The 14,768-nt window shown below is 71.2% G+C and carries 11 protein-coding genes; 7 read left to right on the top strand and 4 right to left on the bottom strand.

The annotated features are described in order from the left end of the window. Positions 1–1,724 precede the first annotated feature (1,724 nt). The 3 genes from Voc01_RS54495 to Voc01_RS45025 all read right to left on the bottom strand — a co-directional run bounded on the left by Voc01_RS54495 (position 1,725) and on the right by Voc01_RS45025 (position 5,641). Complete coding sequence (locus tag Voc01_RS54495; protein ID WP_203933907.1) at positions 1,725–3,968, bottom strand: recombinase family protein; 2,244 nt, start codon at positions 3,966–3,968, stop codon at positions 1,725–1,727. 208 nt (positions 3,969–4,176) lie between these two features. Continuing rightward, positions 4,177–4,992, bottom strand: coding sequence for a TRM11 family SAM-dependent methyltransferase (locus Voc01_RS45030; protein ID WP_203933906.1), 816 nt, complete (start codon positions 4,990–4,992; stop codon positions 4,177–4,179). After that, positions 4,985–5,641 carry a hypothetical protein gene (locus Voc01_RS45025; protein ID WP_203933905.1) on the bottom strand — a complete coding sequence of 219 codons (657 nt, stop codon included), beginning with the start codon at positions 5,639–5,641 and terminating at the stop codon, positions 4,985–4,987. The genes Voc01_RS45030 and Voc01_RS45025 overlap by 8 nt, the downstream gene beginning before the upstream one ends. Positions 5,642–6,058: 417 nt before the next feature. Between Voc01_RS45025 and Voc01_RS45020 the strand changes: the two genes are divergently transcribed. Further along, positions 6,059–6,592 carry a hypothetical protein gene (locus Voc01_RS45020; RefSeq protein WP_203933904.1) on the top strand — a complete coding sequence of 178 codons (534 nt, stop codon included), beginning with the start codon at positions 6,059–6,061 and terminating at the stop codon, positions 6,590–6,592. Here the strand turns inward: Voc01_RS45020 and Voc01_RS45015 are convergent. Next, the gene (locus tag Voc01_RS45015) at positions 6,555–6,797 is read right to left on the bottom strand and encodes a hypothetical protein (protein ID WP_203933903.1); all 243 of its coding nucleotides are present in this window, start codon (positions 6,795–6,797) and stop codon (positions 6,555–6,557) included. The genes Voc01_RS45020 and Voc01_RS45015 overlap by 38 nt on opposite strands. Before the next feature lie 218 nt (positions 6,798–7,015). Here Voc01_RS45015 and Voc01_RS45010 point away from each other — a divergent pair, with 218 nt between their 5' ends. The 6 genes from Voc01_RS45010 (at position 7,016) to Voc01_RS44985 (ending at position 14,678) form a co-directional block, all read left to right on the top strand. Next, a complete protein-coding gene (locus tag Voc01_RS45010) occupies positions 7,016–7,780 on the top strand; it encodes a hypothetical protein (RefSeq protein WP_203933902.1) in 765 nt (254 codons plus the stop codon). A gap of 190 nt (positions 7,781–7,970) precedes the next feature. Beyond that, positions 7,971–8,315 (top strand): pilin, encoded by a 345-nt coding sequence (locus Voc01_RS45005; protein ID WP_203933901.1) that lies wholly within the window; start codon positions 7,971–7,973, stop codon positions 8,313–8,315. A gap of 1 nt (position 8,316) precedes the next feature. Beyond that, positions 8,317–9,597: a hypothetical protein gene (locus tag Voc01_RS45000; RefSeq protein ID WP_203933900.1), complete on the top strand. Its 1,281-nt coding sequence runs from the start codon at positions 8,317–8,319 to the stop codon at positions 9,595–9,597. Next, positions 9,594–10,523: a PrgI family mobile element protein gene (locus Voc01_RS44995; RefSeq protein WP_203933899.1), complete on the top strand. Its 930-nt coding sequence runs from the start codon at positions 9,594–9,596 to the stop codon at positions 10,521–10,523. Before Voc01_RS45000 ends, Voc01_RS44995 begins: the two co-directional genes overlap by 4 nt. Continuing rightward, on the top strand, positions 10,520–12,262 hold the full coding sequence (locus Voc01_RS44990; RefSeq protein WP_203933898.1) for a VirB4 family type IV secretion system protein: 1,743 nt from the start codon (positions 10,520–10,522) through the stop codon (positions 12,260–12,262). Before Voc01_RS44995 ends, Voc01_RS44990 begins: the two co-directional genes overlap by 4 nt. 10 nt (positions 12,263–12,272) lie before the next feature. Beyond that, positions 12,273–14,678, top strand: coding sequence for a type IV secretory system conjugative DNA transfer family protein (locus Voc01_RS44985; protein ID WP_239160941.1), 2,406 nt, complete (start codon positions 12,273–12,275; stop codon positions 14,676–14,678). Positions 14,679–14,768 lie beyond the last annotated feature (90 nt).

The following is a 14,768-nucleotide window of genomic DNA, read 5'->3' as shown; positions in this document are numbered from 1 at the left end:
CGGAACTGACCGAAGACCCCCCACCGGAGGAGCCGGGAGCCGTAGTGCGGCTTTCAGCCCGCCTCGGGCTGAGCGCCTACCGGATCGGCCAGATCAGCTTGGCGTCCAGCTTGAACCACTCCATCGCGACATTGATCGCGAGATCATCGGACGATCTGCTGCCGTCGGTGGTATTGGAGGCGGCCAGCCTAGCCGTCATCCTCGGCGATCAAAGCCATGCCAAGGCATTGATGGGCGGCCTGACCGGACAAGAGTTGAGTAGCGACGAGCAGATCCGCCGCAGGCACCTCGATGACGCGATCGCCGGCCACTCGGTGTTCTCGCCGCCAGCGGTGCACGGACGTCAGGCGCTGTCCACTATCAGTTCCTATGCGGGCAGCGACCCAGACCGGATCTACCTAGGCCGGATCAAAGCCGCTCTGGAACGCGGCGATTCCCGCGACGCGGCTCACCTGCTGGCCAACTTCCGTTCTCATCCCGTCCGCTTCCTCGACCACCTCACTAGTTGGGTCGACACGGTCGCCGAGTTCGCCCACGGGGCGGCCCTGGCCCACGGATCACGCGCGGCGGTGTTCGCATACGCAGCGGAGGATTACTGGCGGAAGAACGCGCAGCAGAGTGCTGAGCAAAACTCCGCCTTGGATCTTAGCGTGCGGGGTGGTGGCGCCGATTTGATCCGGGCGGTAGAGGAGATGTGGCGGCACGGGCGCCAGCGCGAAGCGCTCGACGCGGTCCGACTCGACGGATCGCCGCAACGACAAGCACTGATCACGGGATGCTTCGCGGTGGGGATGGCCGGAGCCGGTGACGTCACCACCTCGAAACGGCTACTCGCTGGGACGGATCGCAACGTCGGCCTCGGTGTCCACGAGGCGATCGGTCAGCTGTGGGCGCAGGAGGGGCGCTGGCGTGACGCTGTCGAGCTGGTAAGCGACCGGTCCAACTTCGAGCGTGACGTCGTGGACGCCACCGCCGTCTACGAGGCGATCCGGTCAGGCGCAGTCGATGAGGGAATGGAGTTGCTGCGCCGCTGCCGGTACAACCCGATGATCCCGTTCGCGCCACTAGCGATGGCGGCTAGGGCGTTCGCCGAAATCGGCTATATCGATGTCGCGACCGGGATCGCCGCCGGAATCAAGGACGACGCGCGTCGCCTCGGCGTGCTGGTCGATGTGGCGGCAGCGATGACGCCCGGCGACGAAAGGGACGACCCGGCCGCTGTGCTCCGCCAGGTGCTGGCTGAGACCGCTCACCTGAATGGCGGACACAAACGCGTTGGAATCTTCGCGGACGCCGCGCAGGTCGCGAACCAGCTGGAGCTGCCGGAGGTCGCCTCAGCGGCCCTCCGGCTGGCGGTCGGTGCTGCCTTTCGCACAGCAGACGCCGAGGAGCGCTGCGCGGCCGTCCTGCTACTCGCTCAACATTCGGCCGGTCGGGTTCTCGGAGCGCGGTTGTGCGCCAAGGCGGCGCGGGACGCCCGCCGGGCCGGTCCGGACGCGGCGGTCGAGGTCGCCGAGGTCGCCTACAATCTGGACGAGCTCGAACTGGCCGACCGGATCGTCGACAGCCTGCTCGCCGAGCATGTGACCGGTCCAAACCTGACGGACCTGGCCATCGCCGCCGCGAAGAGTCGGCGTGTCGACAAGGCGACCAGGCTGCTCAAGGCCCAAGCAGCCGGACAGACCGACGCCGGAGCCCTCGCCCGCGCCGCGGCCCAGGCCGGGTTATGGGACTTGGCTGAGGAATACGCAGGTAGGGTGCCGCGACGACAGCGAGCCGGCATCTTCGGCGACATGGCCGAGGTCGCCACCACACACGACGAGGCTGTAGCCCGGCAGATGGTGACCCGTGGCCTGCTCAGCGGAATGAGCGGGCGTCTGCTGGTCGCCGCGATCCGGCTCGCTCCGCAGGCCGGCCCAGGTGCGATCAAGTGGTTGACGCAGATCTAGGAAAGTGGGCGTCGACCTAATCGCCGCGTAGCCGCGGAACCGGTCCCTAGCCCATCGCCGCATCGGTCGCAGCGCACCGGCAGGCGACGATACATCCACATCAGTCACGGCAGGTCGACCCGGCAGGTCAGGCGCGTTGGTTGACCGTCCAGGTTTGCTCTGGCTCCTGCCGGGGGCACGCGAAGCATCGCAAACTTCTTCTTGTATGAGGCTTGCCAGCGCTTCCGCCGTGTCGGCGTCCAGGGCGACGCGGAAGATCAGCTCGTGGTGGTGGGCGTCGTAGCGGATCTGTAGGTGGAACGCGTCGTAGAGCTGCCGTTGGTCGGCCTCTGGTAGCGCCGTGATGTCGATCTTGGACTGCGGGATCTCGTTGATCAATTCTGTTGCCTGATCGTTGTTGTCCTCACGGACCAGCTGGGCTAGTAGGTCGGTTTTGGTCCGTTCTGCGGTGACCAGCGCGGCGAACTGGCCGCGGAGGGTGTCCCGCCAGGCGCTGTCAACGTCTCGGTCGCCGGTGGGGCGGTAGGTCTGGAGCTCCTCGGCGACGTTGGCCCGCTGGCGGCGAAGTTCGGCGATCTCGGCGTGGAGGGCGTGGAGCCGCTGGTTCTCACGCTCGTCGGGCTGTGCGGCTTCGAGGAGCGCTGCGCGGTTGGGGCCGAGGATGCGCTCGGCGAAGAACCTCGCGAGGGGTTCGACGATCAGGTCTTCACGGATGAGGACGTTGGTCGGGTGGGTGGCGTACCAGGGCTGGTGGCCGTGGTTGCTCTGGCTGACTCCGCACCGGTAGTAGGTGTAGTGCTTGCGCATCTGGCCGCACATGCGCCGCCCGCACAGATCGCAGACCACGTACGAGCGCATGACATAGGTGCGGGTGGTGATCGGGTTCGGATTCCGGCCGGAGCCGCTACGAGAGCCCTTGCGGAACCGGCCGATGGTTGAGGCCGCCTCGAACAGCGCCCGGGTCACCAGAGGTTCATGAGTCGGCCTCGACGACCACACCCACTGGCTCGGCGGGTTCACCCTTCCTGGTAGCCCGCGACTCTGACGCGGGTTCTTGCGCCGGTTCCAGACCATGTACCCGGTGTGCTTCGGGTAGTCGAGAACCTCACGGACGTTGCTCTGGGTCCAGGCCCCGATCCGCCGCCTCCCCCGGCCCGGAATCGGATCCGGCGGTGGATAGCGGTCGGGGTCTGCGTTGAGGCGTTCGGCGATGTCGCCGTAACTGAGCCGTTCCAGCGCCCGCCACTGGAAGATCTGCGTGACGACCGGCCCACGTGTCGGGTCGATGATCAGCCTGTGCTTGACCTTGCCGAGGGCGGCCTGCGCCTTGACCGGGTGGCGCAGTCGGTCGGCCTGATAGCCGTAGGGCGGCTTACCGATGTTGTAGCCCTGGTCGGTGTGCGCCTTCAGCCCACCCCACGAGAGTTCGAGCATGTTCAGGACGTAGAACTCGGCGATGGCCTGCTTCACCCGCCGGGTCAGCGTCGGCGTGGCCCGCTTCGCCGGCGCCGCCCCCGCCATCAGAGCCGGGACGGCCGCACGGTCGATGCCCTCATCGGCGGCCAGGAGCGCGACACCAGCCTGCTCAAGCTCGTGTTCGATCTTGGTGCCGCCGTACATCGTCCGGGCGACCCGCTCAACCGACTCACAGACCACCGCAACAAACCGCCGGTCCGGTCTCCTCGCTTCCTCCATCAGGTCGGCGAGGCCACCGTCACGCGGGATCGGAATGTCGAACTGCTGGTGGGCGGTACTACGCCCGCGCATCTCCATCGGAGTACGGCCGGACTCCACGTCGTAGAAATGGGCGACGATGACGAACCCGTCCGGCAGCACGCGCCGCACAGAGTCGAGTTGGCGGGGCAGGGACAGTGTGGGGTCCTGCATGTCGTCGGTCGAGGTCCGGGCCACCCAGGCCACCGGAACCGCCGCCGGGCCGAACGCGTCCGGAACGTTCTGGTCGGCCACCTCACGAAGCCAGGACAGCAGACTGACCTGCTCCTCCGCTGGCCCGGTCATGACCTGTGCTGGGTGAACCATCGCAACGCCCTCCGGATCGCCGCCACCTGTGTGGCTCGGAGCTGGCGACCGTCCGGGCCATCGACGACCACGATCTCGACGCGCACGGCGGGCGGTTCGGGTGCGGGCCTCCTGCCCCGAGCCGCGGGACGATAGCCCGACTCTTCCTGGCCGGGGAAGCCCTCGGCGGCATCGTCGGACCGACGGTTCACGGCGTCCTTCGCGACGTGAAAACTGTGATGTCGTCGTACAGGCACTGGCTGATCGACGTCGCGCGACCGTCGCACACACCGGTCGACCCCCAGGACGTGTGTCGCGCGACGAACCGGTCGTCGCGGATAACGGCGTGGATGGCGCGGCGGCAGTCGACCAGCTCCAGCCCGGCAGCAGCAGCCGCTTCGGCGACCACCGCGGTCAGGTCCACGAGGGTGCGGCTTTGCCGCGATGGCCTGGATACCACGACGATCACACCGCGGGGCGCCAACAGCGGGACGCACCCGGCCAGGACCGCGGTCGTGCCCTCCACAAGCCGGACCCGGCCGCCGGGCGCGGACTGGGTCGACATCGTCGAGGTCCACGGCGGCGACGTGAGGACCAGGTCGACCTGGCCTCGCAGCTCTACCGGGACGCCGGCCGGTAGGCGGGTTGCGTCGCCGCGGATGACCCGGCCGTGTCCGGCGGCGCCTTGGCCGCGTGCCAGGGCGAGGTTCGCCCGGGCGAGGGCGCACCACCCGGGTTCGATCTCCACGCCGACGGCGTTGCGTCCGGCGTGGACGGCCTCGACCAGGGTCGTGCCGGTTCCGGCCATCGGGTCGAGGACGACGTCCCCGGGTCGGGTGTACTCCCCGATCAGAGTGGCGGCGAGATCGGGCGCCGTCCGGGCGGGGTGACCGGCGGACCCGGCGACGTACCGTCCCCGTCGCTGCGCGGCGAGACCGCGCCGGCCGACGGAGAGGACCGACGGCCGCGACACGCCGTTTGTGAGATGCGACGCGTCGACTGGATCGTCGCGCCGGTCAGCCATGGGTGTCCTGCCGGACGCTTAGCACGAGTAGATCGACGTGGATGCTCACGCCTGCTTCGGCCGGTGTGCACGTCGACTCGGGTGTGTCGGTCAGGGCGCCGGTGACGGCGACGATGTGCCGCAGCCATTCCAGCCCGGCCTGGCGTGCTGCTGGGATGAGCAGGGGTGTGAGGTCGGTGTAGGCGGTGGCGCCGGTGGGCAGGGTGGCGAGGGCGACGATCGTGCAGCCGGCCGGGACGGTGAGGGTGCGGCATGCGGTGAACAGGTCGACGGCCGCGGCGGTGTTGTGGCGGATGCGGTGTGTCGTCCGCGGTGGCACGACGATCAGCCGGACGGTGCCTGCGACCGCGTCGAGGTCGGCAAGGTCCGCCGGGTCGTCAACGGCGACATAGGTGCAGCCCTGCGCACCGGCGGCGCCGGCAAGGGCGGGGTCGTGGCCGAGGGCCACGACGGTGTCGCCGGGCCTGGTGTATAGGGCGACGAGCAGCCCGGCCAGTGCCGGGCTGAACTCGTCACCGCTGCGCGTCTCGCCGCGGCGGCGCAGGTCGGTGACGTGCCACACCGTCACCGGCACGGGTGGTTCGCCGTCGACGCCGGCGAACGACGCGAGATCGGCCGGGTCTGGCGGGTTGGGGTCGGATGGGTTCACGCCTACCCATGGCCCCACCGGCACCCAACTGCCGGCCCGCCGTACCGTCGACGAACCCAACCGACCCAACCACGCCCCACGGCGTCTCTGTCAGTTGTCGCCGGTTGGGTGCCCAACTGGCTGGTTGACTGTCAACGGGCGAGTTGGGTACCCAACTGGCCGGACTGCGGTCCGCACCAGAACCGGTGCGCGGGCGCCGGTCGGTTCTGAGGTACCGCGGCGAGGGAACCGGCGGCCGACCGGTCCGCAGGCGGTACGGGGTCGCCGGTGCCCGGTCCCGACCGAGGACCGTAGCGACGCCCGGGCGGTGCCGGGCTTGACTGTCCGGTACCGCTCACCGGACCGCACGGTACGGGCGTGTGCCGCTGCTCGGCGGTTCGCCGACCGGCGGTCCCGGGCCGGTGGGAGGCTGGTCCGGTGCGGGCGTTCCTGGTGACCGGTGTATCGGGAGCGGGCAAGTCGACGGTTGCCCGCCGGTTGGCGGCCGCCGGGCAGTGGGCGGTCAGCGCCGACGGCGACGACCGGTTGTGTTCCTGGACCGACCACAGCGGCCGACCGGTGCCCCGGCCGGCGCACCCCGATACGGCCTGGTTGGCCGGTCACGAGTGGCGGTGGGATCCCGACCGGCTCGACGCCGTCCTCACCGACGCCGCCACCGCCGGTGTGCCGGCGGCTTGGGTCTGCGGACGCGCCGACAACGCGCATCAATTCTTGGACCGGTTCGACGCGGTGTTCCTCCTCGACCTCGACGCCGACACCGCCGTCGCGCGCCTGTCAGGCCCCGGCAGGGGCAACGACTTCGGCCAGGTCGGTGACACCGCGACCACCGCCCGCACCGGTCACGACGACTTCGTGCGCCGGTGGCTCGGCTACGGCGCCGTCCCGGTCGACGCACGCGCCGACTTGGAGGCGGTCATCCAGGACCTGATGCGTCGGGCCGGACGTCTCTGACGTCCGTGCGGGCAGCCGCCCACCACGTGACGAGGCGGTCAGCGATCGCGTCGATGTCGTGGTCGGACGGGTCGCCGACCTCGGTCTTCAGGTAGGCGCTGATCGCGGCCCGGTCGGCGCCGTGGTACAGCCGGCCCAGAAGCGGCAGCACGAGGCGGTCGTACTCGTCGTCGGGGGCCAACTCGGCGAGCCGATCGGATCCCACTCCCACAGCAACCGCCGCAACCCCTGCTGCCGGTCCTTGATTTCCATCCGATCCATCCGGCCCATCCGGTCGTCGTCGCGGCGAGCCGTGGGGCTGTCACCGCGATTCCAACCGGTTGGTGGGTTGGCCAACCGGTTGGGTCCGCGTGCGCAGATGGGCAGGTCCCGCGCCTTCCGCACCCATAGGCAGGCGCACCCGCTGAAGCCTTGGAGGCCCTCGTGCAGATTGTGTGGCCGGCCACTCCCCTGGATGCCGTGCAACGCGCGTTCGATCTACTCGTGTGCCCGCCGGCGCCCCTGGCGTTCGACTGCCGCCCGTTCCCCGGCCTACCCGCACAAGTCCTGCCGCTGGACGAGCTGAAAGCGGTCCTCATCGCCGACAGCACCCCACGACCGGTCCGCGACGCCGTGTGGCGCGAACTCGTCACCCGGACCCGGCGCGATGGGTCGGCGTGGGTCGTCGCCGCAGCCGGGCTCGCTCTGCCCGGGCTGCGGGCGATGGCCGGGCTGCTGAGCCGGGGCCGCCGCGGCGACTCGGCCGACCGGGACGCCGACCTGCTGGTCGGGTTCGTCGAACGGTTGCGCACCATCGACCTGACCCAGACCCGCATCGTGGGCAAGCTCATCGACGCCGGTGCGCGCCGCGTCAAGAACAGCCGACGGGACGACGACGCGGCCGACGGCGACGTCGACCTCGTCCGGGTGGCCGGATCGTGGTCGCTGCCGCCGCAGCATCCGTGGGACCACCCCGACTGGGTCCTCAGCCGGGCCGTCGCCGCCGCGGTCATCGACCCCGACGAGTGCCTGCTGATCTCGGCCACCCGCCTGGACCGGGTGGACCTGCAGACCGTCGCGGACAAGCTCGGCATCACCCGCGAACTCGCCACCGCATGGCGCTACGCCGCCGAACGGCGCCTGACCGACGCCATCCGCGGCGGAGAACTGGACTGGGGCCGCCTCCTCGCCGCCGCCCCGGGCACCTGACCGGTCGCCAGTTGGCCCCGTTGGGTGCCGACCCGCCTCCGGAGGCCGAGTTGGGTGCCCAACCGAAGCCCTTGGTGAGCAAGGAAACCGAGCAGACCCGCGGTCGTGCTCGCGTCTCCCCGACGTCGCCACAGCGGCGACGCCTCCCAGTCGACCCGCCCCGCCCCCGGGGCCGGAGGTGTGAGTAGTCATGCACAGAACAGCAACCCGCCTGGTGACCGTCGCCGGCGTCGCCGGACTGATGGTCCTCGGTGCGGTGTCGGCCGCCGTGGCTCAGCCGGAACCGTCGACGCCACCGGTCAACGACCTCCCCACGGTGATCAACAACATGACCGGGTGGATCACCGGCATCCTCGCCGCGGTCGCCACCCTGTTCCTGACCATCGGCGGCGCCCGCTACCTCATGGCCGGCGACGACCCGTCCGAGGTCGAACGCGCCAAAGGAGCACTGAAATCAGCCGGGATCGGCTACGCACTGGCGCTCCTCGCGCCGGTCATCCTGACCATCCTCAAGAACATCCTCGGGACCGCCTGACATGGCCGGCCGCTTCCTCGAAGGCATCCTCACCGCCCTGACCGCCCTGCTAGCCGCGATCCTCGGCCTGCTCTGGGACCTAGCGGCATCCGCGTTCACCACCCCCGACGTCACCACGATCGCGCAGGTCGAGGCAATGGCCTCCACCGCACAGGGCGTGGTCAACGTGACGTTCATCGTGGCCGTCCTGACCATCGGGGTGCTGGTGATGAGCTACGGGACGGTGCAGACCCGGTACAGCCTCGGCGAACTCGCGCCCCGGCTGGTGATCGGGTTCATCGCCGCGAACTTCGCCATCCCCATCTGCAGCGCCCTCATCGAGGCCGCCAACGCCGTCGCCGAAGCCCTGACCTTCGGCGACGTCGACACCGACGAGACCATCGCCCAACTGCGGACCCTGGTCGGGCCGGCACTGACCGACCAGACCAACGCCCTCCTCGGCCTGATCGCCGTCGCGATGCTCACCGTCCTCACCGCGATGCTGCTGGCGACCTGGCTGATCCGGGTCGGGCTGCTCATCGTCCTGGTGGGGATCTCACCGGTAGCGCTGGCCTGCCATGCCACCCCGTTCACCGACCCCGCCGCCCGGCTGTGGTGGCGGTCCCTGCTCGGCACGCTGGCCACGGTGGTGCTGCAGGTCCTCGCCGTGTCGACCACGATGACGATCTTCCTCGACCCGAACGCCGACACCGGTGCCCTCGGCATACCGAACGACCCGACCGGCACGGTCCGCCTGTTCATCGTCATCTGCCTGCTGTGGGCCACCATCCGAATCCCGGCCCTGATCCGCCGCTACGTCACCCACGGCGGCGCCGGAACCAACCTCATCGGCATGGCCCTGCGCATGGTGACTGTGCAGCGGCTGGCCGGGCTGGTGCGCGTCCCGTCCACCGGCCGCACACCGGTGCCGGCCCGGATGTCCCGGCCACGCGGCGCTCCGAACGCAGGGACGCAGCTTCCGCCGCCGCGCGGCGCCGGACAGGGCCGCGTCGGCATCGCCTGGCCGACCGGACGCACCGTATGGCCGTACACCAGGGACGAACTCGCCACCGGTGTCGACCTGTACACACGCACCGTGCCCCGCCGCCCGGCACCACCTCCGGTCACCAGGCCGGTGTCGACCCGTCCACCGATCCGCGCCGCCGGCGTCCAGCCGAACACACCGCGCGGACCCCGACCGTCGATCCCGGCCGGGGTGACCCCGGCGACCGCGATGCCCCGGATCCGGCCCGTCCGGCCGCCGACCACCGGCATCGACCGCAACCACCGGAGGCCACGATGACCGAACCGATGACCGACCTGCCGTGCACGGCGCGCGTGCCCGCCGATGTCGAGGCCCCGGACCGCATCCTGTGGGGGCTGACCGCCCGCCAGATCGCCATCCTCGCCGCGGCCGCCGCCATCGCGTACCTGCTGTGGCGGGCGATCGGCGACCGCGTACCCCTCGCGGTGACCGCGGCCGTGCTGGTGCCGGTGGCCGGTGCCGCGGCGGTGCTGGCACTCGGCCGCCGCGACGGGCTTCCGCTCGACGCGTGGCTACTCGCCGCCGTCCGCTACCGACGCCGACCGCGCTTGGCGGTACCCACCGAGCCGGTCGAGCCGTCCGGATGGGGACCGGTATCGGAGCGGCGTCCACTACCGGCGGTGCTGCGCCTGCCCGCCACCGCGATCGACGACGACGGCTCGATCGCCGTGCCCGACACCGGTTCGGTGGCGCTGGTCGTCGCGACGACGGTCAACGTGGACCTGCGGACCGGGCCGGAGCAGGCGGCGATCGTCGGCGCCTACGGGCGGTGGCTGAACAGCCTCACCGGCCCGGTCCAGGTCGTCGTGTCCACCCAGCGGGTCGATCTGTCCAGCCAGGCCACCCGCATCGCCGACGCGGCCCACGAACTCCCACACCCGGCGCTGGCCGATGCCGCCCTCGACTACGCCGCATTCCTCGACGAACTGGCCGAGCACCGCGATCCGTTGGGACGCACCGTCACCGTGGCCTGCGTCGCACCCGCCGGTGCGCGTGGCGAGGCGGTCCGGCGGGCCGAGCACACCGCGGCATCGTTGACGGCGGTCGGCTGCCGGTCGGCCGTTCTCGACGCCGCCACCGCCACCGCCGTCGTGACCGCCGCCGTCGACCCGTTCGCACCGACCGACGCCAGTTGGCCCCGCACGCCGCCGAACGATCCGGTCACCGCAGCGAGGTCGTCATGAAGCATCGCCGCCCAGACGCCGGGCTCGCCGAGGTCGTGGGGCCGGCTGCGGTCGAGGTCACCCCGCGCTTTCTGAAGGTCGGGGACGGCTGGACCGCCGTCGTCGCCATCACCGGCTACCCACCCGAGGTCGGCCTCGGCTGGCCGGACGTGCTGCTGTCACTGCCCGGCCGGATCGACTTCGTCCAGCACATCGAACCCGTCCCGGCAGCCACCGCCACGACCCGGCTGCGCCAACAGCGGGCCCGGCTGGAATCCGTGCGTCGGCTGGACGCCGACAAGGGCCGGCTCAACGACCCGTCCACCGACGCCGCCGCCGAAGACGCCGCCGACCTCGCCGACCGCCTCGCCCGCGGCGCCGCCCGTCTGTTCCGCGTCGGGCACTACCTGTGCGTCCACGCACCCACCGAAGAGCACCTCGCCGAGGCGGTCGCCGACGTCCGCGCGGCCGCCGCATCGGTGCTGCTCGACACCCAACCGGTCACCTGGCGGCAGCTCCCGGGGTGGCTGTCGACCCTGCCGTTTGGGGCGGACCTGCTGCGGATGCGGCGCATCTTCGACACCGACGCCCTCGCCACCACCTTTCCGCTCGCGTGCGCCGACCTGCCGGCGCCGCTGCCCGGCGAAGGCGTCCCGGCCGGCGGGGTGCTGTACGGGGTGAACACCGCGACGGCCGGGGTCGTGTGGTGGGACCGCTGGGCGCAGGACAACCACAACTCCGTCATCCTCGCCCGCTCCGGCGCCGGCAAGTCCTACCTCGTCAAGCTCGACGTCCTGCGCAGCCTCTACGACAGCGTCCAGGTCGCGGTCATCGACCCCGAAGACGAGTACCTGCGCCTGTGCGCCGCCGTCGGCGGCACCACCATCCAACTCGGCGCGCCCGGGGTGCGGGTCAACCCGCTCGACGTCCCACCCGGTGATACCCGACCCGACGCCCTGACCCGACGGGCACTGTTCCTGCACACGCTCATCGCCGTCCTCCTCGGCGAACAGCCCCCGCCCGGCGAACGGGCCGCCCTGGACAAGGCGATCACGGCCACCTACGCGGCCGCCGGGATCAGCAACGACCCCGCCACCTGGACCCGGCCGGCACCACTGCTCCGCGACCTCGCCGCGACCCTCGGCACCACCGACGACGAAGCCGCCCGACACCTCGCCGTGCGGCTCTCGCCGTGGGTCGACGGGTCGTTCCGCGAGCTGTTCGACGGACCCACCAGCGCCGCACCGGCCGGGCACCTGATCGTCTGGTCCACCCGGCAACTGTCCGACGAGCTCCGCGCCGCCGGGATGCTGCTGGCCCTCGACGCGATCTGGCGCGACGTCGACCGTGCCGATGTCGACGTCCGTCGGCTCGTCGTCGTCGACGAGGCGTGGACGCTGCTCAAGGACGGTGAAGGCGCCAAGTTCCTGTACCGGCTGGCCAAAGCCGCTCGCAAACGCCGTGCCGGCGTCGCGGTCGTCACGCAGGACGCCGCCGACCTGCTCGGCAGCGACCTCGGCCAGGCCGTCATCGCCAACGCCGCCACCCAGATCCTGATGCGCCAGGCACCACAGGCCATCGATCGGATCACCGCCACGTTCGCCCTCACCGCGGGCGAGGCCCGCATGCTCCTCGCCGCCGGCCGGGGTGAGGCGCTCCTGCTCGCCGGATCGCACCGGGTGGCGTTCCAGACCGTCGCCTCCGGCCGCGAACACGGCCTCGCGGCGGGGGTCGCGGACCTCGACCCCGACACCGATTGAGGAGCCACCTGTGCTGGAGCTTGCTCACCACCTGGCCTGGGCGATCGTCGGGCGGCCTTGGTTTGCCGCCGTCGCGGTGACCGCCGTTGTCGCCGGCGCCACCGTTCAATCGGTCGTACGGAGCCGACGCCACCGACGCCTCGTCGAGGGCGCGCAACAAATCACGGTCACGCCACCGGCGCAGGTCGACCCGGCCGGCGCCGCGGCGTGGTGGACCAACCTGAGCGAACTTCTCGCACCCGCTCCGGGCCGTCGGATCGTGTCGGGCACGCCGCACGTCGCGGTCGAATACCGGTGGACCGGCCGGCAGCTGACCATCGTCGTCTGGCTGCCCGGCACCGTTCCGGCCGCACCGGTCGCCGCGGCCGTGCGGGCGGCCTGGCCCGGCGCCGCCGTCACCGTCACCGACGCGGCCCCGCCCGTCCCGAACACGGCCCACGTGGTCGGCGGAACCCTCCACCCCGCGCTCCCCGCCTGGTATCCGCTGACCGTCGACCACCCGACCGACCCGACCCGGGCGCTCGTCGCCGCACTCGGCGGCCTGCGCACCGGCGAACACGCCTGCGTGCAGATCCTCACCCGACCCGCCACCCCACGACGGTCGGCAAGGCTTCGCCGCGCCGCCGCCGGGCTACGCACAGGGCAACCGTCGGGCGGGCTCCTGGATCCGACCGGACTGCTGCGCGGTGCTCTCAGTCTCATCACCGAGATCGTCACCGAACTCGCCACTCCGGGACCTCCCCGCCGCGTCCGCACCACCGGTGGCCGTACCCCGACGGCGGACCCGATCCGCGACCGCGACGCCCGACCCGCTGTCGACAAGAGCCTGCGGCCCCACTGGGAGACCGCGATCCGATATGCCGTCACCACCAACCGGTCCGGCGGGCCCGACATCACCGGGGGACGTCTGGCCACCGTCGCGCACGCGATCGCGTCCTCCTTCGGCACCTACACCGGCCGCAACCGCTTCCGGCGACGCACCTTGAGCCACGCGGCAGCCGTCCTCTCCGGACGCCGGCTGTCCCGCGGGTTCCTGCTGTCGGTCGACGAGCTCGCCGTCGTCGCCGGGCTCCCGGTCGACCTGTCGGTGCCCGGCCTCGACCGGGCCCGTGCCCGCGCCGTCCCCGCACCGGTCGCCGTACCGACCGGTGGCCACGGCACCAAGGTCCTCGGCCGGGCCGAGGTCGGCGACCACGCCGTCGCCGTGCCGATCGTCGACGCCCGGCAACACATCCACGTCCTCGGGTCGACCGGATCCGGCAAGTCCACCCAGCTCTGCCACATGATCATGGATGACATCAAGAACCGCCGCGGTGTCGTCCTCATCGACCCCAAAGGCGACCTCGCCCTCGACGTCCTCGACCGCATCCCCGCGAAGCTGGCCGACAAGGTGGTCCTGATCGACCCGGACCAGCCCGGCGGCGCCACCCTGAACCCGCTCGCCGGGCACGACCACGATCTGGTGGTCGACAACGTGGTGGCGATCTTCTCCAAGATCTTCCAACGGCACTGGGGACCCCGCATCGACGACGTCCTCCGCGTGGCGTGCCTGACGTTGATGCGCAAGGCCAACGCCACGCTGACGCTGGTCCCGCCGCTGCTCAACGACAAGCAGTTCCGGGCCCGGTTCACCGCCGACCTCGACGACCCGGAAGGCCTGCGCGGCTTCTGGGAGTGGTACGAGTCCACTCCCCCACCACTGCGGGCCCAGGTCATCGGACCGGTCCTGGCAAGGCTGCGGGCGTTCCTGCTGCGCGACTTCGTCCGCCAGACCTTAGGCGTGCCCAAGTCGAGCTTCGACATGGGCCGAATCCTCGACGGCGGCATCCTCATCGCCCGCCTCCCCAAAGGCCAACTCGGCGAGGAGACCGCCAAGCTCATGGGCTCGTTCGTCTTCGCCTCCGTGTGGCAGGCCGCCACCGCCCGCGCCCGCACCCCCGAAAAGGAGCGCCGCGACGCCGTCTGCTACATCGACGAAGCCCACAACGTGCTCAACCTCGCCGGCTCCGTCACCGACATGCTCGCCGAGGCCCGCGGGTACCACCTGTCCCTCGTGCTGACCCACCAGAACCTCAGCCAACTGCCCCGCGAGACCCAACTGGCGCTGTCGGCGAACGCCCGCAACAAGCTCTACTTCGCGTGCTCACCCGAGGACGCCAACCAGCTGGCCCGCCACACAGAACCCGAGCTGGACGCGCACGACCTGGCGCACCTGGACGCGTACACCGCTGCCGCTCGTCTCGTCGTCGGATCACGGCAGACCGCCGCGTTCACCATGCGCACCCGGCCACCCCTGCCGATCGTGGGCGAGGCGCTGACGCTGCGGCAAGCGGTCACCCGGACAGGGCCGCACCAGCCCACCGGCATCGAACAGCTCGCCAGACGCCGATCCGGTAAGGGGCATGACCCCGGGTAGACCCGTAGGCACCGGCCCGGGTCTGACCCCGTGCCGCAACCACCGACGCTCAACGAAGCGAACGCACAGGTAGGAGGCCGACGTCACCGA

This window comes from Virgisporangium ochraceum (genome assembly GCF_016863655.1).
GTDB classification, from domain to species: domain Bacteria; phylum Actinomycetota; class Actinomycetes; order Mycobacteriales; family Micromonosporaceae; genus Virgisporangium; species Virgisporangium ochraceum.
The sequence above is the reverse complement of the archived record's forward strand: the minus strand, read 5'-3'. Positions and strand labels throughout refer to the sequence as shown.

Excerpts from the sequence above, each read along its gene's own strand:
- Voc01_RS45030 (WP_203933906.1), bottom strand. The coding sequence starts at position 4,992 with ATGGCTGACCGGCGCGACGATCCAGTCGACGCGTCGCATCTCACAAAC.
- Voc01_RS54495 (WP_203933907.1), bottom strand. The coding sequence starts at position 3,968 with ATGACCGGGCCAGCGGAGGAGCAGGTCAGTCTGCTGTCCTGGCTTCGT.
- Voc01_RS45005 (WP_203933901.1), top strand. The coding sequence starts at position 7,971 with ATGCACAGAACAGCAACCCGCCTGGTGACCGTCGCCGGCGTCGCCGGA.
- Voc01_RS44995 (WP_203933899.1), top strand. The coding sequence starts at position 9,594 with ATGACCGAACCGATGACCGACCTGCCGTGCACGGCGCGCGTGCCCGCC.
- Voc01_RS44990 (WP_203933898.1), top strand. The coding sequence starts at position 10,520 with ATGAAGCATCGCCGCCCAGACGCCGGGCTCGCCGAGGTCGTGGGGCCG.
- Voc01_RS45000 (WP_203933900.1), top strand. The coding sequence starts at position 8,317 with ATGGCCGGCCGCTTCCTCGAAGGCATCCTCACCGCCCTGACCGCCCTG.